Source organism: Colwellia sp. 5_MG-2023, from assembly GCF_030547795.1.
Classification (GTDB): Bacteria; Pseudomonadota; Gammaproteobacteria; order Enterobacterales; family Alteromonadaceae; genus Colwellia.
In genome coordinates, this window is record NZ_JAUOPW010000015.1 from 54,699 (window position 1) to 74,468 (window position 19,770).

At 35.2% G+C, this 19,770-nt stretch carries 14 protein-coding genes; 4 read left to right on the top strand and 10 right to left on the bottom strand.

What is annotated here, in order from left to right; all coding sequences use genetic code 11:
• Positions 1–3 precede the first annotated feature (3 nt).
• Complete coding sequence (miaB, locus tag Q4496_RS11295; protein WP_215974575.1) at positions 4–1,461, bottom strand: tRNA (N6-isopentenyl adenosine(37)-C2)-methylthiotransferase MiaB; 1,458 nt, start codon at positions 1,459–1,461, stop codon at positions 4–6.
• A 237-nt stretch (positions 1,462–1,698) separates the two neighbouring features.
• Here miaB and Q4496_RS11300 point away from each other — a divergent pair, with 237 nt between their 5' ends.
• Positions 1,699–2,952: an FAD-dependent oxidoreductase gene (locus Q4496_RS11300; protein ID WP_215974574.1), complete on the top strand. Its 1,254-nt coding sequence runs from the start codon at positions 1,699–1,701 to the stop codon at positions 2,950–2,952.
• A 97-nt stretch (positions 2,953–3,049) separates the two neighbouring features.
• Here Q4496_RS11300 and purB read toward each other — a convergent pair whose 3' ends face one another.
• The 4 genes from purB to Q4496_RS11320 form a co-directional block, all read right to left on the bottom strand.
• A complete protein-coding gene (gene purB / locus Q4496_RS11305; RefSeq protein WP_215974573.1) occupies positions 3,050–4,420 on the bottom strand; it encodes an adenylosuccinate lyase in 1,371 nt (456 codons plus the stop codon).
• 78 nt (positions 4,421–4,498) lie between these two features.
• On the bottom strand, positions 4,499–5,140 hold the full coding sequence (gene hflD, locus Q4496_RS11310; protein WP_215974572.1) for a high frequency lysogenization protein HflD: 642 nt from the start codon (positions 5,138–5,140) through the stop codon (positions 4,499–4,501).
• Between the two features lie 49 nt (positions 5,141–5,189).
• Positions 5,190–6,359, bottom strand: coding sequence for a tRNA 2-thiouridine(34) synthase MnmA (mnmA, locus tag Q4496_RS11315; protein WP_215974571.1), 1,170 nt, complete (start codon positions 6,357–6,359; stop codon positions 5,190–5,192).
• A 110-nt stretch (positions 6,360–6,469) separates the two neighbouring features.
• A complete protein-coding gene (locus Q4496_RS11320; protein ID WP_215974570.1) occupies positions 6,470–7,090 on the bottom strand; it encodes a pseudouridine synthase in 621 nt (206 codons plus the stop codon).
• A gap of 322 nt (positions 7,091–7,412) precedes the next feature.
• On the opposite strand from Q4496_RS11320, the gene Q4496_RS11325 reads away from it, so the two are divergent.
• Positions 7,413–9,644 (top strand): NADP-dependent isocitrate dehydrogenase, encoded by a 2,232-nt coding sequence (locus tag Q4496_RS11325; protein WP_215974569.1) that lies wholly within the window; start codon positions 7,413–7,415, stop codon positions 9,642–9,644.
• Between the two features lie 193 nt (positions 9,645–9,837).
• Positions 9,838–11,145, top strand: a complete 1,308-nt coding sequence (locus Q4496_RS11330; RefSeq protein ID WP_303601840.1) for a DEAD/DEAH box helicase — start codon at positions 9,838–9,840, stop codon at positions 11,143–11,145.
• Between the two features lie 41 nt (positions 11,146–11,186).
• Here the strand turns inward: Q4496_RS11330 and Q4496_RS11335 are convergent, their stop codons facing one another.
• The 5 genes from Q4496_RS11335 to Q4496_RS11355 all read right to left on the bottom strand — a co-directional run bounded on the left by Q4496_RS11335 (position 11,187) and on the right by Q4496_RS11355 (position 18,495).
• Positions 11,187–12,077 carry a GGDEF domain-containing protein gene (locus Q4496_RS11335; RefSeq protein WP_215974567.1) on the bottom strand — a complete coding sequence of 297 codons (891 nt, stop codon included), beginning with the start codon at positions 12,075–12,077 and terminating at the stop codon, positions 11,187–11,189.
• 492 nt (positions 12,078–12,569) lie between these two features.
• Positions 12,570–14,219, bottom strand: coding sequence for an amidohydrolase (locus Q4496_RS11340; RefSeq protein WP_215974566.1), 1,650 nt, complete (start codon positions 14,217–14,219; stop codon positions 12,570–12,572).
• A gap of 90 nt (positions 14,220–14,309) precedes the next feature.
• On the bottom strand, positions 14,310–15,479 hold the full coding sequence (locus tag Q4496_RS11345) for a patatin-like phospholipase family protein (protein WP_303601838.1): 1,170 nt from the start codon (positions 15,477–15,479) through the stop codon (positions 14,310–14,312).
• 345 nt (positions 15,480–15,824) lie between these two features.
• Positions 15,825–16,331, bottom strand: a complete 507-nt coding sequence (locus tag Q4496_RS11350) for a YgjV family protein (protein ID WP_215974564.1) — start codon at positions 16,329–16,331, stop codon at positions 15,825–15,827.
• Between the two features lie 313 nt (positions 16,332–16,644).
• Positions 16,645–18,495 (bottom strand): M2 family metallopeptidase, encoded by a 1,851-nt coding sequence (locus tag Q4496_RS11355; RefSeq protein WP_303610468.1) that lies wholly within the window; start codon positions 18,493–18,495, stop codon positions 16,645–16,647.
• Between the two features lie 641 nt (positions 18,496–19,136).
• On the opposite strand from Q4496_RS11355, the gene Q4496_RS11360 reads away from it, so the two are divergent.
• Complete coding sequence (locus Q4496_RS11360; RefSeq protein WP_215974562.1) at positions 19,137–19,763, top strand: TetR/AcrR family transcriptional regulator; 627 nt, start codon at positions 19,137–19,139, stop codon at positions 19,761–19,763.
• Positions 19,764–19,770 lie beyond the last annotated feature (7 nt).

A 19,770-nucleotide genomic window follows, 5' to 3' on the forward strand; every position in this document is an offset into this window, starting at 1 on the left:
GTTTTAACTTGCAGGGTTATAAGTGCCAACACCTAAATCATCAATATTACTTATGATTGATTTTGATGTTTTATGATGGTTATTCGCTAATATATCAGCTGGTGAATGCGCTATACGAAGGCCCATTTCACTTTCTTGACGAATTAACTCGCCACGCAAAGAGTTAGCGTAAACATCGGTAATTTTTACATCAACAAATTGGCCAATCACAGAATGTGGTGCCACAAAGTTAACTGTGCGGTTGTTTTCAGTTTTACCACGGAGCTCCATCGGGTTTTTCTTTGATGGACCTTCAACTAAAATACGTTGCTCTGTATTCAACATTTGTCTGGCAATACGTAATGCTTGTTGCGTAATTTTATCTTGTAATAGCGCTAGACGTTCTTTCTTGATCTCATCGCTAATATCATCAGGTAAATCAGCTGCTGGCGTACCAGGACGAGCACTGTAAATAAAGCTAAAACTTAGATCAAAATTAACGGCTTCAATTAAATTCATGGTATCCATAAAGTCGTCATTGCTTTCACCAGGGAAACCGATGATAAAATCAGAAGACATACAAAGATCAGGTCGTACTTTTTTTAATTTACGAATTTGAGATTTATACTCAATTGCCGTATGCCCACGTTTCATTTGCGTTAAAATTCTATCACAACCACTTTGTACTGGCAGGTGTAAATGATTGACTAATTCTGGTACGTCAGCATATGCGTCAATAATATCATCAGTAAATTCAACAGGGTGTGAGGTGGTATAGCGGATGCGGTCAATACCATCAATGGTTGCAACTAAGCGTACTAAGTCTGCAAAACGACAAATACTACCATCATGCATTTCACCACGGTAAGCATTAACATTTTGTCCTAATAAGTTAACTTCACGTACACCTTGCTCAGCAAGTTGCGCTATTTCATATAATACATCATCAAGAGGTCTACTAACTTCTTCACCACGAGTATAAGGTACAACACAGAAAGTACAGTATTTACTACAACCTTCCATAATTGAAACAAAAGCGCTTGGTCCATCGGCAACCGGCTCAGGTAAGCGATCAAACTTTTCAATTTCAGGGAAACTAACATCAACAATAGATTTCGATCCATGTTGTAATTGATTAAGCATCTCAGGTAAGCGGTGTAAGGTTTGTGGACCAAAAACCATATCGACAAATGGTGCTCGTTTACGAATTGCATCACCTTCTTGTGAGGCAACACAGCCACCAACACCAATAACTAAGTTAGGGTTAATGTCTTTTAAATTTTTCCAACGGCCAAGTTGGTGAAAAACTTTTTCTTGTGCTTTTTCACGAATCGAGCAGGTGTTGAGTAAAATCACATCAGCATCTTCAGCTTCTTGTGCTAGTTCAAAACCATGAGTTGAATCTAGTAGTTCGGCCATTTTTTGCGAGTCATACTCGTTCATTTGACAGCCCCAAGTTTTGATATATAGCTTTTTACTCATTTATTTTACTCTTACATATTCGTTTAACGATAGAAACCGACATCTAATTTACTCAACTTACATTGAATGCCAATTGATTTGTCGATAAAAGGAGACGTATTTTACATTAATTTAATCAAACATTCGAGCAAACTCCGTGTTGTTTCGGTGAAATTAATTTCTGTCTATTTTCACTAGGTTTAACTCAAGCTCTTCGATACAATAACCGTTATCATTTTTAATGGAAATAAGTGCAAAATGAAAGACTTTGATTGTGTTGTTATTGGTGGTGGCATGGTAGGTGCCGCAAGTGCATTAGCATTAGCACAGCTAGGATTGACTGTGGCTCTAGTTGAGCAACATCAGCCGCAACCATTTACGAAAGAACAAAGTTTTGATTTACGTGTTTCAGCGATATCGCTAGCCTCTCAATATTTATTAGAGCAATTAGGGGCGTGGACACAAGTGATGCAATGGCGAGCTTGTCCTTATAAACGATTGGGTGTTTGGGAACAAGAATATGCTTATACTGAATTTAATGCTGATAATATTAGTCAGGCTCATTTAGGGCATATTGCTGAAAATAGGTTATTACAATTATCTTTATGGCAACAAATAAAGCTGCAATCTAATATTGAAGTATTTTGCCCAGAAAAATTGATTTCGTTATCTCAAAACAGTGATCAAGCGACGTTAGTGCTAGAGCATATAACGTTAACTGCCAAGTTAGTGATAGCGGCTGATGGTGCTAATTCTCAAATAAGAGACTTAGTTAATATAGGAATTACATCATGGGATTATCAGCAATCAGCTATGCTTGTGAATGTAAAAACCGAGTTATCTCAACAAGATATTACTTGGCAACAATATTTACCAACAGGTCCGGTGGCATTTTTACCATTATCAAAAAATACAGTATTACAAACTACAAAGCCGCAAGAGACGATTGATGATGTAAGTTCAAAAGATAAAGTTGATACTGGTGGTTATGCATCTTTGGTTTGGTATCATCAACGTGATGAAATTAAACGATTGGCCGCTTTATCAAACCAGCAATTGCAGCAAGAAATATTGTCAGTTTTTCCTAAACGATTAGGTCAAATAGAGGTACTCGATAAAGGAGCTTTTCCATTAACTCGACGTCATGCCAATACTTATCAGAACAAGCGGGTACTGTTGTTAGGTGATGCAGCCCATACGATAAATCCGATGGCGGGGCAGGGTGTTAATTTAGGTTTTAAAGATGTTCAAGCATTACAAACTGTAATTTCATGTGCGATTGGTAATGGCGAATGTTGGCATAATACAGTTGTATTAAGCCGTTATGAAAGAATGAGGCGCAAGGATAATTTGTTGATGCAATCAACCATGGATGTTTTATATCATGCATTTAGCCACCCATCACCATTAATTAAAACCTTAAGAAATGCGAGCTTATTTGCGGTTAGTAAGGTTCCTGGACTGAATAGTGTCGTAAAAAATAAAGCCTTGGCTTATGCTTGTGGTGTGTAGGTAAACCAAGTTCAGAGTATATAGTCAGAATAAAAAAAGAAGGCTTTAGCCTTCTTTTTTTATTAACAATTAATCATTTTTATCTTAACTAGAATTATTAATCTAATTCTTCAATAAATGATACAGCACGACCAATATAACTTGCCGGAGTTAACAAACATAATTCAGCTTTAACGCTATCCGGTAGCTCAAGGTTATTAATAAATTCGCGCATAGAGTTGCCATCAACACGTTTACCACGTGTTAATTCTTTTAATTTTTCATACGGCTTTTCAATACCGTAACGACGCATGACCGTTTGTACAGGCTCTGCTAGTACTTCCCAGTTATTATCAAGTTCTTTAGCTAGGTTTTCTTCGTTTACTTGTAATTTGCTAATGCCTTTTAATGTTGATTGGTAGGCAATAAGTGCATGACCAAAACCAACACCTAAGTTACGTAGAACAGTTGAGTCAGTTAAATCACGTTGCCAGCGAGAAATTGGCAGCTTTTGAGCAAGGTGATTGAATATTGCATTAGCAATACCTAAGTTACCTTCTGAATTTTCGAAATCAATAGGGTTAACTTTGTGCGGCATTGTTGATGAACCAATTTCACCTGCTATAGTTTTTTGCTTGAAATGACCTAGGGCAATATATCCCCAAACATCACGGTCAAAGTCGATCAAAATAGTATTAAATCGAGCGATCGCATCAAATAACTCAGCAATATAGTCATGTGGCTCTATTTGTGTTGTAAAAGCATTCCAAGTTAATCCTAATGAACTAACAAATTCATCTGCAAATTGATGCCAATTAACTTCTGGATAAGCACTTAGGTGAGCATTGTAGTTACCAACAGCACCATTTATTTTGCCTAGTAATGCTACTTCTGCAATTTGTTTACGTTGACGTTGTAAACGTACATAAACATTCGCCATTTCTTTACCTAAGGTGCTAGGAGAAGCAGGTTGCCCATGAGTTCTACACATCATAGGAATATTTTTATATTCAACTGCTAAACCTTTAATTTCAGCAAGAATTTCATCAATGACAGGCAATAAAACCTTGTCATTACATTCTTTTAGCATTAAGCCATGAGAAAGGTTATTAATGTCTTCAGAAGTACAAGCAAAATGAATAAATTCAGTTACTGCATTTAACTCAGCATTATCAGCAATTTTTTCTTTTAAAAAATATTCAACCGCTTTTACATCATGATTAGTCGTTGCTTCAATTTTCTTGATGCGCAAAGCATCTTCTACGTCGAAATTATTAACAATGCTATTCAATACGTCATTTGCTGTATCACTAAACACAGGTACTTCTGCAATAGCTTTAGTCGCACTTAATTTCTGTAACCAACGTACTTCAACCGTCACACGGTATTTAGTTAAACCAAATTCACTAAATATAGGGCGTAAGTCACTTGTTTTGCTGCCATATCTGCCGTCTACTGGCGATATAGCTGTTAATGCTGAAAGTTCCATGATGTATTCCTAGGTTAAAAATTTATGTTTTATAGTATTTGTTAAAAGTATCTTTTTAAAATACGGTTACAAAATAGGTTAAATAGTATTAACAAGCTGTTGTGCTGTTTTTACTATTTTACTACGGTTAAAAAATATGCTTCTTCGTTTACCGCCCACTTGTCGCCATAATACGGCTGATCTTATACCTGCTAAGAGTAAGGCTCTAATTTTATGTTGATTTATAGATTGTTTTAATATGGTTGGCTCGCCAGTTACTTGAATACGAGCTCCTAGTGGGCTAATAATATCACTATATATGCTAGCAAAGCTGGAGATAAGTGTATCGCTGGTAATGCTGTAATGGTCTATTTGTCTTTTACTTGCATCAATACGTTCACCGAGCTTTGTTAACTGTTTTGGTTGTTTTGCTAATTTTCGCTCGAGATTGATTAAACCAATAATGTAGCGGGTAAGCTCAGGATCTTTTACTTTCTTACCTTCGCTATTACTATTCTCACTTGATGGGTCACCTAAATGATTAATTAACAGCTTGAGCCCCAATTTTACATTAGCTAAATCACCACCATATACTGCTAAGGTATTCTCGGGCGATGTAATGGTTATACTGTTGACTAATACGGTCAGGTCATTTTCATCAACTTGCCCTGTACGTGAAACTTGTTGTACCAGATATGCTGCTTGAAAAATGGCGGCTAAAGTTATCGTTTGATCTTTCATTGCTACTTTAATTACTTCTTTAAATAGGTTTATTTTCGTTAATAAATAATTAACGAATAAGAGTATTGATAATACCGCCGCCAAGACAAACGTCGCCTTGATAAAATACAACAGATTGGCCTGGTGTTACTGAGCTTTGAGGCTCATCGAAATCAATTTGATATTGTGGGCTATTATCGTCATCTTTCATTTCTGATTGTGCGAGTGGCATCACTGTACAAGCTACATCATCTTGTCGGTAACGTGTTTTTACCGTACATTTTATTGGCGCAGATAATTCTTTTCGATCAACCCAATGTAACTGATTAGCAATTAAACCTTTTGAAAATAGACGAGGGTGATTATGTCCTTGACCAACAATAAGTACATTACGTAATAAGTCTTTTTCCACAACATACCAAGGCTCTTCACCTGCATTAGCTAAGCCACCTATACGTAAACCTTTACGTTGACCTAGGGTATGATACATTAAACCATCATGATGACCGACAGCTTCACCTTCAGCTGACTCAATAATACCGGGTTGTGCGGGTAAATATTGCCCTAAAAAATCTTTAAATTTACGTTCGCCTATAAAACAAATCCCAGTACTGTCTTTTTTGTTATGCGTAATTAATCCTGCTTTTTCAGCAATAGCACGCACTTGAGGTTTCTCAATGTCGCCAACAGGAAATAATGTTTGTGAAAGTTGCTTCTCATCTAAGGTATATAAGAAGTAGCTTTGATCTTTATTATTGTCTAAACCACGTACCATGGTCCAATGATTGTTAGTAAATCGACGCTGTACATAATGACCAGTGGCAATATAATCAGCGCCTAAATCTTCACAAGCAAACTCTAAAAAAGCTTTGAATTTGATTTCTTTGTTACACATTATATCGGGGTTTGGTGTTCTACCGGCTTTATATTCAGCCAAAAAGTATTCAAAAACATTGTCCCAATATTCAGTGGCAAAGTTAATTGTGTGTAATTTTATGTCTAATTTATCACAAATTGCTTGAGCATCTTCTAAATCTTGTGCCGCTGCACAATATTCATCGGTGTCATCTTCTTCCCAATTTTTCATGAACAAGCCTTCAACCTGATAGCCTTGTTCTTTTAATAAATAGGCTGAAACTGAAGAATCTACTCCGCCTGACATGCCAACAATAACTTTCGTTGCTTGTGGTGATGAGGGCGTTAGTGTTTTGTTTTGTGGATCTTGAAGCTCAATAGACATTGAAAAACTCTTGGTCGTAAAAAATGAATGTACGCAATAAATGGGCGCAGAATTATAGCACGCTCATTATCGCGATTAAATAGCCATAGTTAATAACAACTATCATTAATCTAATCAATTACCTTATATGCACCATTATCAATATTATTTATTGTCCATTGACCAATGGAAAAACGTATTAAGCGCAGTGTAGGATAGCCGATATGAGCTGTCATTCGTCTAACTTGACGATTTCGACCTTCTGTAATAGTTATTTCAAGCCAAGTTGTTGGAATATTGGCGCGCTCTCGTATAGGTGGAGTGCGTGGCCAAATGTTAGGTTGTTCCATTATTTTTACTTTTGCCGGTAAAGTAATACCATCTTTAAGTATTACGCCTTTACGTAGCATAGCTAAATCATTATCGGTTGGACTGCCTTCGACTTGTACCCAGTAGGTTTTAGCTGTCTTTTTTTTCGGGTTAGCTATTTGATGTTGTAATTTTCCATCATTAGTCAGCATTAATAAGCCTTCACTATCTCGATCTAGCCGACCTGCTGCATAGACGCTTTCTATAGGAATATAGTCTTTTAATGTTTTTCGTTGTTGTTTCCCTTCATGTTTTTCATCGGTAAATTGGCATAAAACATCAAAAGGTTTATTGAAGAGTACAATCTTGCGCTCACTTTTATCTGGTCGTACCTTTGTTTGTTGTTTCGCTCTATATCTTGTATGGTCTTTGTTGTTGTTCATTTTGATCTTATTTCAGTCGGGATAACGAGATTTGTGCTTATACTCAGCTATATTAATACGTCGTAAATTATTATAATATAATGCGCGAAAAATAAATGTTAAATCTAAATTATATTTAGGATTAGCCAATAATATCAATTTGCATAAATCTATTCTCGAAATGAATTTAAAAGGTAGTTAGCTGTGTTATTAGTTTTTGCTAGAGAATAAATAAGTCTCTACAACTAACACTCGTCTTAATACCCTTTATTTTTTATTGAATGAGAAAAACTGAGTCAATTTGATAGGTTAATCAACTTAAGTTAAATAAAGTAGGAAACTCATGAGCACAGATAACTCAAAAATTATTTATACTATTACTGATGAGGCACCAGCCTTAGCAACATATTCATTATTACCTATTATCCAAGCTTATACAGCATCTTCTGGTATAAATGTTGAAACACGTGATATTTCTTTAGCTGGTCGTGTGCTAGCTAGTTTTCCAAAGTATTTAACAAAAGAGCAACGTATTGATGATGCGTTAGCTGAATTGGGAGAGATGGTTACTAATCCAAATGCAAATATCATTAAACTTCCTAATATCAGTGCTTCAGTTCCTCAATTACATGCCGTAATTAAAGAGTTACAGGCAAAAGGATATGAAGTACCTAATTACCCTGAAGAAGCACAGAATGAAGCTGAAAAGTCAATAAAGTATACTTATGACAAGATCAAAGGTAGTGCGGTAAATCCAGTTCTTCGTGAAGGTAATTCAGATCGTCGAGCACCTGCTTCAGTGAAGCAGTACGCACAAAAAAATCCTCATTCAATGGGCGTTTGGTCAAGCGATTCTAAATCTCATGTGGCAAGTATGTCTAAAGGCGATTTTTATGATTCAGAGCAATCAGTTACTGTTAACTATGCGACCAATGCAAGAATAGAATTTGTTGCTAAAGATGGTAGCGTTAAAGTTTTAAAAGATAACTTAGCTTTATTAACAGGTGAAATTATTGATTCATCTGTATTAAGTAAATCTGCGTTAATTGAGTTTTACCAACAAGCAATAGAAGATGCTAAGAAAGAAGATGTTTTATTATCATTGCATTTAAAAGCAACGATGATGAAAGTATCAGATCCTGTTATTTTTGGATACGCAGTAAAAGTTTTTTACGCTGAAGCATTTGAAAAACATGCTGAAGTTTTTGAGCAACTCGGTGTTGATGCTAATAATGGTATTGGTGATGTTTATAGTAAAATATCACGTTTACCTGAAGCTAAACGTACTGAAATTGAAGCAGATTTAGTTAATGTCTTTGCTAATCGTCCTGAGCTTGCAATGGTTGATTCAGATAAAGGTATTACTAACTTACACGTGCCAAGTGACGTTATTGTTGATGCTTCTATGCCTGCAACTCTTCGTTCTTCTGGAATGATGTGGGGACCTGATGGACAGTTAAAAGATACTAAAGCTATGATTCCTGACCGTTGTTATGCGGGCGTTTATCAAGCCGTTTTTGACTTCTGTAAAGAACATGGTGCATTTGATCCAACGACTATGGGTACAGTACCTAATGTTGGCTTAATGGCGCAAAAAGCTGAAGAGTATGGTTCACACGATAAAACATTCGTTATGGATGCTGAAGGTAGTGTTCGTGTTGTTGATGCGCTTGGTACAACTTTACTTGAGCACAATGTTGAAGTTGGTGATTTATGGCGTATGTGTCAAGCTAAAGACTTACCAATTCAAGATTGGGTTAAATTAGCAATAACACGTGCTAAAGCTTCTGGAATGCCAGCTGTTTTCTGGTTAGATGAAAATCGTGCTCATGATAGAGAAATGATTAAAAAGGTTAATGCTTATTTAGCAAACTATGACACAACTGGTTTAGATATTAGAACACTTAATCCTGTTGATGCTTGTAAATTTACCTTAGAGCGAATTTTAAAAGGCGAAGACACTATTTCTGTAACAGGTAACGTTTTACGTGACTATTTAACTGATTTATTTCCAATTTTAGAATTAGGCACTAGTGCTAAAATGCTGTCAGTTGTTCCATTAATGAATGGCGGTGGTTTATTTGAAACGGGTGCTGGTGGTAGTGCTCCGAAGCATGTTCAGCAGTTTGAAAAAGAAAATCATTTACGTTGGGATTCTTTAGGAGAGTTTTTAGCATTAGCAGCTTCATTAGAACACTTAAGTGTTACAACAGGTAATGCTAAAGCACAGATCCTAGCTGATACCTTAGATAAAGCCACAGGTAAGTTTTTAGATAGTAATAAGTCTCCGTCACGTAAAGTGGGTGAGCTCGATAACCGTGGTAGTCATTTTTATCTTGCGATGTATTGGGCACAAGAATTAGCGGCACAAACAAGTGATGGTGAGCTGAAAGCCGCTTTTACTGGTGTTGCTCAAGCATTAACTAAGCAAGAAGATAAAATTGTTGCTGAGTTAAATGGTGCACAAGGTCCTGCAATGGATATTGGTGGTTATTATTTTGCTGACCCAGCTAAAGCTGAAAAAGCAATGCGCTCTAGTGAAACATTAAATACTATTTTATCTGCTCTTTTTTAAAGATAAGTCTATATGTAGTAAAAGTGTAAACAGCTAACGACAGCGTTTTAATTGTTTACCTGTAAAGCCCTGATGATGAATAATTATCAGGGTTTTTTTATGTTTAATAAATATTAGTATTAACACTGTGTTTTAAGTTTGCTTAGTATATAATCCGCAACCTTATTTGTGTTTTTTTTGTTCTAGGTGATGTATGAGTGTTGATGCTATTGGTTTGTCTGCCAATTTATTGAAAGCGGTAAAGGAATGTGGTTATAAAAATTTAACCCCTATTCAACAGCAGGCTATTCCTATGATCCGCTCAGGCGTTGATGTCTTAGCAAGTGCTCAAACAGGAACAGGGAAAACAGCTGCGTTTAGCTTACCTATTTTAGATGCATTAGCTAAAGCCTCTAAAAGTGATGTAGTTGATGATAATACTGTTCGAAATATACGCGCATTAATATTAACACCAACCCGAGAGCTTGCAGCACAAGTTGCTGAAAATATCATCGCATACAGTCAGTTTTTACCATTAAAAGTTGGTGTTGTTTATGGGGGGGGGAAAATGCCATCACAAACTAGCTTGTTAAAACAAGGTGTCGATATTTTAGTAGCGACGCCAGGACGATTACTTGAACATTTAAATTTACGTAATGTAAATCTATCCCAAGTAAAGTATCTTGTGCTAGATGAAGCTGATCGTATGTTAGATATGGGTTTTTTAACCGATATAGAAAAGTTAACATTAGCGGTGAAACAAAAGCATCAAACCCTGATGTTTTCTGCCACTTATTCAAATAAAGTTAAATCATTAGCAAATACCTTACTTACTACACCTAAAACTATAGGGGTTGCAAAGCAAAACTCTACTTCGGGCAAAATAAAGCAATCAGTTTATTGGGTGAGTGAAGCAAGAAAACGAGAATTATTATCAGAATTAATAGGTGTTAATAATTGGCAGCAAGTACTTGTTTTTGCTGGAACTAAAGAAAGTGCAAATATTCTTGCAAAAGAATTAAAACTTGATGGAATAAAAGCTGCACTTTGTCATGGCGATAAAACACAAGGAGCGAGAAATAAAGCACTGAGTGATTTTAGTGAAGGTAAGGTTAGGGTATTAGTAGCAACGGATGTTGCTGCCCGTGGCTTAGATATTGAAAATTTAGCATACGTTGTTAATTTTCATTTACCTTTTTTGGCTGAAGACTACGTTCATCGAGTTGGACGAACAGGTCGTGCAGGGAAGTCAGGTACAGCTATTTCTTTAGTTAGCCCTAAGGATGAACGATTTTTAGAAAATATTGAGGCACTTATAGAGCGAAAATTTGAACGCATTATTGTGCCAGGATATGAATTAAAGAAAGATGAGGCATTAGAGCACCAACAAATTATTGAAAAACGCGCCAGTAAAAACCGTTATCGTGCTAATCAAGAAAAGAATCAAGCAATTGAAAAGAAAAAGCAAACAACTCGTACAAGCAATAAAAAATATAACGTTAAAATAAAGAAAAAACGATAAGTTTAGTTCGTTTAATATTTATGTTGTTTATGTTGGCTGGCTTAAACAACACTCAAGCCTGTTATGCTTTTCATTTTTTCACGGTAGAGCGCTGCATCAGCTCGTTCAAATAATGTTTGCTCATTATCAGCTCTAGTCATAAAGGTTGTACCTAAACTGCAACCTACTTGGTATTTTGAAAGTATGATGTTTGTTTTTAAAGCACCATCAATTCTGCTTTCAATGATATCTAAAGCATCTTTACTCGCATGCTCAACAATAATAGCAAATTCATCACCACCAAAACGAAATATACTGTCGGAATCACGTACACAAGTTCTTAAAATATCAGAGAATTGCATCAGTACTTGATCCCCTATACTGTGGCCGTAATTGTCATTAATGGCTTTAAATTTGTTTAAGTCTCCTAAAATCAAACCAACCATCTCATGTTGACGATTTGCATTATGCATGGCACGTTTTAATTGATCATCAAAATATCTACGGTTCCCTAAGCCCGTTAAACCATCTTCCATAGCAAGTTGCATCGCTTGGTGATACTGGAGAGCATTTTTTAAAGGGTATAATAGTATTTTATGGATTCGTTGTAAGTCTTTATAATGATGCATGCTAATAGGGTTATTTATACCGTAGGTAAGCGTCCCAATAAATTCATTATTTAGCTTTAATTCAAAGTGGCGTTCCTGTTTTGATTTACGGCTTCCACGTAAAGTTTTGCTGGCAATTTCACTTTTAAAATATAACCCTGAAAATTTGATATAACGAGCGGCTTCCATAGCAAAAATATCGAGTAACTTCTCTAAAGATAAGGTTGTTTGGAGTTGCTCTAACAAACTCATATTTTGTTTATTATTGATAGCAGTACTATTTGCTAATACATTAAATACATTAAATGATGGTGTTGTATTTTCAAGTATATTCAATGTTTGCATACTTACGCCTCTATTTACATAGCTTTAGTTGTTAATAAGTATGTTTAAGCAAAAATTATTCCAATAATTTAGAGTGTGGTTCAATTAAAAAAACGATCTTTAAGTTTCTATCTATGTAGTTGATTTATATGGCTTTTATTTCATCTTTGTGTGGATGCCTTGTATGGTTTTTAGATGGTATATTGCTTGTCAGCAAATTGACGGCAATAGTTTGCCGGGTGGCAAGTTTGTTTTTTCTTTTAAATAGCTATATAGGACATTTTTAGTATTAATAGCATAGGGTTAGGGATGATTTATAACATGAGTATCTTATACTCGCATTATTTTATTGAAAATATTGATTGGACGAGATAATACATAATTAATTTATATTATCTCTTAAATAGAACTAATTACTGCCAGTGCAGGTCAGGTATTGTAAAACGTATAGATAAAGCTTCTATTACAACACCTTGACTTAGTATTTTTTACTTTTCGTTCTAATATACAGTATTACTCATTGAACGTGAGTTGTTTACCGTCTACCCAGGTTTGTAAAACTTTAGTTTTCCAAATGTCACTGCTTTGAATGGCAAAAATATCTTGGTCAATCAGAATAAAGTCAGCTTTTTTATCTTTAGCAAGTATACCAATAATATCTTCTTGGTGGCCTGCATAGGCAGCATTAACAGTAAATGTTCTAAATGCTTCCTTAATGGACATAGATTCTTCTGGAAACCAACCTAAAGCTGGTTTGTTTTGATGATCTTGTCTTGTGACACTTGCGTGAAGGCCAAAAAATGGATTACTTGATTCAATAGGAAAGTCTGATCCGCCAGCAATGATGGCATTAGCCTTGATTAGTTTTTGCCATGCATAAGCACCTAATATTCTTTCTTCACCTAAACGGTCTTGTGCCATATTCTTGTCACTTGTTGCATGAGTGGCTTGCATTGAGGCTATTACGCCTAACTCATCAAAGCGAGGGATGTCTTTTAGACGAAGAATTTGCGAGTGCTCTATTCGGTGACGCATATTTCTTGTTTTCGTGCTTTTTATATATTTTTCATAAAGATCTAAGACAAGTTTATTGGCATTATCTCCAATTGCATGAGTGTTTACTTGAAAACCTGCCATCATTACTGTTTGTATCAGTGAGGCTAACGTTTCTTGGTTGTAGAGTAATAAGCCTCTATGATTACTTAAGTCGGAATAATCTTTAATTAATGACGCACCTCTACTACCTAAAGCACCATCAGCTGAAATTTTAACACTATTGATAATAAATTTATCATCAGGGGATTTAAAGTGCCCATGTTTTAATAATTCTTGTAAATTTGTATCATCAACATAGATCATACCATTGACTCTAATTGGCATCTTATCTTCTAAAGCTAATGCTTTATAAGCCGAAATATTTGCGTTACTAATACCAGCATCATGTACTGATGTTAAGCCTACTTTAGCTAATTCATTTAAAGCGATTACTAAAACTTCTTTCATCTCTTTTTGCGTTATCATAGGAATATTATCGGTGATAAGGCTCATTGCATTATCAATAAAAATACCGGTAGGTTTACCTTGTTTATCTTTGACTATTTCACCACCGTTAGGTGAAACCGAGGTATGATCAATACCCGCTAACTCCATCGCTTTTGAATTTGCCCAGCCTGCATGACCATCTATTCTGCTAAACCAAACAGGTGTGTTTTTGAAATATTCATCAAGTGAGATGGCTGTTGGGTATTGTTGATCTTTCCATAAAACTTGATTCCAACCTCGGCCTAAAAGCCATTGTCCATTTTCATGTTTTTTATGAAAGTTAATCGCTAATTGAACTGCTTCTTGCTCAGATAATACATTGTTTAGATTCACTTGCATTAAGCTTAAGGCGTAGCCTAATACATGTCCATGAGCATCAATTAAACCAGGTAATAGTGTTTTACCCTGTCCGTCAATTTCTTGTATATTTTTTGTCGGTAGGATGTCATTGCTGGTAAATATTTTATCTATTTTGTCATCGCTAAACTGCATAGCTGAAAACTGAACAAGTTCACCTGTTTCATTTAATGTATAACCATTAATATTTTTCAGTAATGTTGTTTGTGAAAAGGCTGAGAATTGTACGATAGCAAGTAATATAAAAATTATAATTTTTTTCATTAGTACAAACCTAAATTTAAACGGGTTTTCATATTAAGACATAAGCTTTTATACGTACATTTATTTTGGCAGTTTATTTTGGCAGTTTATTTAGGACTTAGTTGCTGTATATAAATTTAAGAAATGCCTGATTTGATTCTCTTGCTCCATGGCATCATTAAACCCTAATCTTATTAGCTCGCTGCAGAAGTTTTTTTCAAACAGTAAATAGCTAATAAGACTTGATTCAGCATCATTATTAATTCCGGCGCTACGTAATAAGATTCTTACAGGTAAAGGTAAATCATCATAATAATTTAGTGCGATAGTATTAAAATCACTACTTGGATTAATAATAAAACTATCAATATGCTTTAGGCCTTCAACATTTTCTTTTTTACTTTTTGGAATCAACTTTAAAGTTTCATTTATACGGGCCATACGTTCTAAATCACTATTCATAGTGTCAGCGAATATAGAATCTAATAGATGACCAGCAATTGTTGCTGCCGTCGGCGGGTGAGGGGTATTTTCATTAACATAAATAGGCTCTCTAGGTTGCTCTACACCTATAATAAAAATACGCTTCGCGCCTAAATGGATCGCAGGGCTTAGTGGCGATAATTGATGTACAGAGCCATCGCCAAAGTGATTTTTTTTAATTTTTACAGACGGGAATACTAGAGGAATTGCTGCTGAAGCCATTAAATGTTCAGTATTAAGTTGAGTTGCTTGACCACAACGCTTCTCTCTATTCCAGGGCGTTATCGTATCGTCAGCTTGAAAGAAACTGATAGAATTTCCTGTACTATAACTGGAAGCGGTAACTGATGTGGCAGATAGATATCCCTGTAAAATGTTATTATCAATACGTTTAAAATTCATAACAGAGTTTAGTAGGTCACGAAGCGGCTCATTGTTTAATAAACTACGTGGTAATTTATTGGCGTAATCAGCTTGAAAGTTAGCAAACATAGCTTTACCTATATGGCCAAATACACCGCGGGTATTGTTATGATAAATTTTACTGGTATCGAGATTTTTCCATACCCATTCAAGTTTTTTTACCCCTAAATGAAAACATGATGCGTAGCAGCCTAAGGCAGTAGTGTTGATAGCTCCGGCTGAAGTGCCACTGAGAATAGGGAAGGGAATAGCATGATTTCTAGGGACAAACTTAGCTATAGCTGAAAGAACTCCTACCTGATAGGCGGCTCGAGCCCCACCACCGGTTAGTACTAAAGCGTTTTTACTGGCAACATAATTATGTCTTCTAGTCATCTAATATTATCTTGAATTAAAGTATTGATTAGGTTGTTAATATATCATTCTCATTAAGTTTATAATCTTATTGTGTACTGGAAAATATATCAAGGTAAGGCCCTTAATTGAGAATAATTGTTATTGTAGTAAAGAGCAACGCTGTTATGGAGTACTTTGATCAATATAAATGAAAAAGAATTAAATGCTACTTTAAGTGATATTAATAGCATGAGTCTTTTTATAATGGCTTAAAAAAGGAGCCGACATAGCATTGAGTGTAACCACTATAAATTTTATAGCTGGACTCTCTCAGTATCGATTCAGACTTATCAAACCAGTATTTTATTTACTGATTAATTCGGGTTAATACTTTATTGGTTTTTGCGCGAGATAATAACGATAATATCCTATAAAACTACTACCAACAAAAATGACTTCAACGAGTACCCCTATAGGCGTCCACAAAATAAGGTTATGCACCAGCCATAATGAGCCACCTATAATCATCATTAAGCGTAAAAATTTATCATTGTGACTAAATGAACCGAGCGTAATAAATACTGTTGCTATAAAGCCAACAATGCTTAACAAACCAATATAAGTAGCAACGGTTATGAGTAAACTTACCCCAAGCGATGCAAAGGAAAGCCATTTTAACTTCCATTTTATTGAAATTAAGAAACGTAAACTGGAAAACAAAAAAATAAAACCTGCGGTAGGCTGATCAAGTAATAGATAATGAAAACCATTAAAAAAACAACTAACAGACAATAGAGCCAAAATGTAGTTTTTGTTCTTCAGTTGCATAGCACAGCATTCAATAATGAGTGTGACGCTAACGAGTAGTTGTGAAATGAAAAAATCAGACATAATAATTTAGTAAAATACGCTATTGTTTATTAGTGGTTACCTATTTATATCTACAAGTTAATTTACGAGCAGGAGTAAAGGCATTACCTGTTGGTCGTTCATCACTACACAATTTCCTAGCAGTATTTACCCTAATTAATAGATATATTACAGCAACATGAAATGATTATTTAGAATGTGATGATAGACAATAGCGAGGCAGTCTAACATATTATGCTCAGTGTTGGTGTGATAATCCAAGGTCAAAATAAAAAGCCCTAATATTGTGAATATTAGGGCTTTTATTGAGTAAAATTATCTGTGGATTATTTATTTAAAAGCCACATTGTTTACCTTGGTTTTTATCTTTTAGCCAAGTTTGTAATGGGGCAAAGTAATCTAAAATTGCCGTAGCATCCATTTGTTCATTACCGGTTAATACTTTGTACGCTTGTTGCCAAGGCTGGCTAGAGCCCATTTCTAACATAGTATTAAGTGCTTTACCTGCATCTTTATTATTGTAAATAGAACAACGGTGAATCGGATCGGTATTACCAGCAATTTCACATAAAGCACGATGAAATTCAAATTGTTGTATATGCGCTAAGAAATAACGGCTATATGGAACACCACCTGGAACGTGGTATTTTGCACCTGGATCAAACGCTGATTGCTCACGCTCAACTGGTGCGGCAACACCTTGATATTTTTCACGTAATTCCCACCAAGCAGTATTGTAGTTTTCAGGTGTAATTTCGCCTGAGTAAACTTTCCAGCGCCATTGATCTACCATTAAACCAAAAGGAATAAAGGCAACTTTATCCAAGGCCATTTTCATCAATAAACCAATATCTTTTGACTCATCAGGAATAGTGTCAATTAAACCAATTTCTTTTAGATATTTTGGTGTAACCGATAAGGCAATAGTATCACCAATTGCTTCATGAAATCCGTCATTAGCACTGTTTTGGAAATATACAGGCTGATCTTTATAGGCTCGTTGATAAAAATTGTGACCTAATTCGTGGTGAATAACAGAGAATTCTTCGCCCGTTTTTTGAATACACATTTTAATGCGTAAATCATCTTTAGCATCTAAATTCCACGCTGAAGCATGACAAATTACATCTCTATCTTCAGGTTTAGTAAATAATGAACGAGTCCAAAAAGTCTCGGGTAATGCGTCAAATCCAAGTGAAGTAAAAAACTTTTCTGCGCCTTTAACCATTTGTATTTCATCATAATTATGAACTGCTAATTGCTTAGTTACATCATAACCTGGATCGGCATTATCGGGAGCAACCACATCATAAATATTTCCCCAAGATTGTGCCCACATATTACCAAGTAAATGCGCTGGAATAGGTTGATCTTGTGGTACTTTATCTTCGCCATATTCTTTACCAAGCTCGCTACGTACATAACAATGTAAATCATCATATAAAGGCTTTACTTGCCCCCAAAGTCGATCTAATTCATTGGCAAAATCGTCGGCAGGCATATCATAGTTTGAACGCCACATAGCTCCAAGATCTTTATAGCCTAATCCTTTTGCCCCTTCATTTGCTAATTCTGCTTGGCGAGCATATAAAGGCTTCATTGATGGACTGATTTCACGCCATCCTTGCCACATTTCTAATAATTCATCGTAATCACGAGACGTTGACATAATTGAAGTCATATCACCTAAACTAAGTTTTTCACCTGTTTTAGTTGTGTAACTTCCTTTACCATAGATGCTGCCTAATTCTGCACCAATCTGTGCTAATTCAGCAGATTTTTTAGAATCTTGAGGTGCTGGTAAGACTAAAGACTGTTTTAATATATTTAATTGACGACGTTGCGTTGGATTGACGTCGACATTATCAAACTTAGCTGCTTGCATAGCAAAACGAACACCAGCTTCAGTAGACTTTTGATCAGCTTCTGCTGCCAGAGATGCTGTATCTTCTGTAATAAAGTTTGAATATATCCATGCAGCTCTTGCACCAGATACCCCTAAAGCAGTCATTTCTTTTGCTACATCATCTAGAAACACTTGCGCATCTTGGCTTGTTAACGCTTTTTCTTCTGTTTGTGATGTTGTTGCTGTTGAATTACTTTGAACTTGAGAGCAACCAGATAATGACGCTGCTATGACTAAAGCAATAGAAGTAAATTTGAACGTATTTGTTATATTATTCATCATGTTTTTTAAGTGTTATAGAATATTTGGAAGATAATTTAGTATATTGAAAGATGAAACTAATGCAAATGATCTAATAAAGGAAAAGTAAGATGAGTAAAAATGATATCTAGTTGCTCAGTTATTCAAATCAACCAGTAATATCACAAACTAAAGTCATAGATATTTCTACTTGCTAGGCCTTTATTCATAAGGCTTTTTTATTGTAGTTAAGTAAAAAAGGTTGTGATTTATTCGGTTTGATTAATAGCCATTATTGCCTTTTATAGTTAAATTACACGTTGAAAAAGACGCGTGAATGACTTGTTTAACAGACGTTACTGTATACAATGCGTAACAGTTTGCTATTAATCAGGCTGATAATGACGAAAATAAATTTGATAAACTTTTTATTTGGTCTTATCAGCAGCAGAAAAAAAAGACTCAGGGCAGATTGACAGATCAGGCCACTGAGTCAGGAAGTAAACATGTATGTTCACTAGGTTTGAGACACTTATTTATAATTAGTTCAATTTTTCTACATAAAATTATAAATTATTATTTAGGTCTTGATGCTGCTTGACCTGAACGTGATAAATAAGCTATTTTAAACGCTTGTTTGAATTTTAATGTTAGTTATTAGCGTTTTGGTATAAAGAAATATGAGTACAAAAAATAAAATTTTAGATGCAGCAGAAGTCCTATTTTCTGATAAAGGCTTTAACGGAACATCGTTAAGAGAAATTACTAGTCAAGCAGAAGTAAACTTAGCCGCAGTTAATTATCATTTTGGCTCTAAAAAAGAGTTAATCAAAGCTGTTATGTCTCGGTACATGAATGAACTCAGTCCTCGCTTAGAATCAGCATTAGGCACATTGTGCTCTGACGAAGCAAAGCCAAGTTTAATTGATGTTTTTTCGGCTTTTCTTGATCCTTTACTTCATTTAAATACTTTTAAAGACAATGGCACAAGTATTTTTTTGCAATTATTGGGTCGAGGTTATACCGATAGCCAAGGCTTTTTAAGATGGTTTTTGACGACTCAATACCCAAATGTTTTTACTAATTTCACTAATGCTGTTCACAAAGCTTATCCAGAATTGAGTGCAGAAGAAATGTTTTGGCGTTTACATTTTACGATGGGGACTATTGTGTTTACTATGTCTTCAAGTGATGCGTTAATTGATATTGCGTTAAATGATTTTGACCGCCAAGTAGATATTGCTGGCGTTATTAAGCAAGTAATTCCTTATGTTGCTGCAGGTGTAGCAGCGCCTATCGTTAAATAAGCGCTTT

Coding starts and splice junctions, on each gene's coding strand:
- Q4496_RS11330 (WP_303601840.1), top strand. CDS start 9,838: ATGAGTGTTGATGCTATTGGTTTGTCTGCCAATTTATTGAAAGCGGTA.
- Q4496_RS11300 (WP_215974574.1), top strand. CDS start 1,699: ATGAAAGACTTTGATTGTGTTGTTATTGGTGGTGGCATGGTAGGTGCC.
- Q4496_RS11325 (WP_215974569.1), top strand. CDS start 7,413: ATGAGCACAGATAACTCAAAAATTATTTATACTATTACTGATGAGGCA.
- hflD (WP_215974572.1), bottom strand. CDS start 5,140: ATGAAAGATCAAACGATAACTTTAGCCGCCATTTTTCAAGCAGCATAT.
- purB (WP_215974573.1), bottom strand. CDS start 4,420: ATGGAACTTTCAGCATTAACAGCTATATCGCCAGTAGACGGCAGATAT.
- miaB (WP_215974575.1), bottom strand. CDS start 1,461: ATGAGTAAAAAGCTATATATCAAAACTTGGGGCTGTCAAATGAACGAG.
- Q4496_RS11335 (WP_215974567.1), bottom strand. CDS start 12,077: ATGCAAACATTGAATATACTTGAAAATACAACACCATCATTTAATGTA.
- Q4496_RS11340 (WP_215974566.1), bottom strand. CDS start 14,219: ATGAAAAAAATTATAATTTTTATATTACTTGCTATCGTACAATTCTCA.
- Q4496_RS11320 (WP_215974570.1), bottom strand. CDS start 7,090: ATGAACAACAACAAAGACCATACAAGATATAGAGCGAAACAACAAACA.
- Q4496_RS11355 (WP_303610468.1), bottom strand. CDS start 18,495: ATGAATAATATAACAAATACGTTCAAATTTACTTCTATTGCTTTAGTC.
- Q4496_RS11350 (WP_215974564.1), bottom strand. CDS start 16,331: ATGTCTGATTTTTTCATTTCACAACTACTCGTTAGCGTCACACTCATT.
- Q4496_RS11345 (WP_303601838.1), bottom strand. CDS start 15,479: ATGACTAGAAGACATAATTATGTTGCCAGTAAAAACGCTTTAGTACTA.
- mnmA (WP_215974571.1), bottom strand. CDS start 6,359: ATGTCTATTGAGCTTCAAGATCCACAAAACAAAACACTAACGCCCTCA.
- Q4496_RS11360 (WP_215974562.1), top strand. CDS start 19,137: ATGAGTACAAAAAATAAAATTTTAGATGCAGCAGAAGTCCTATTTTCT.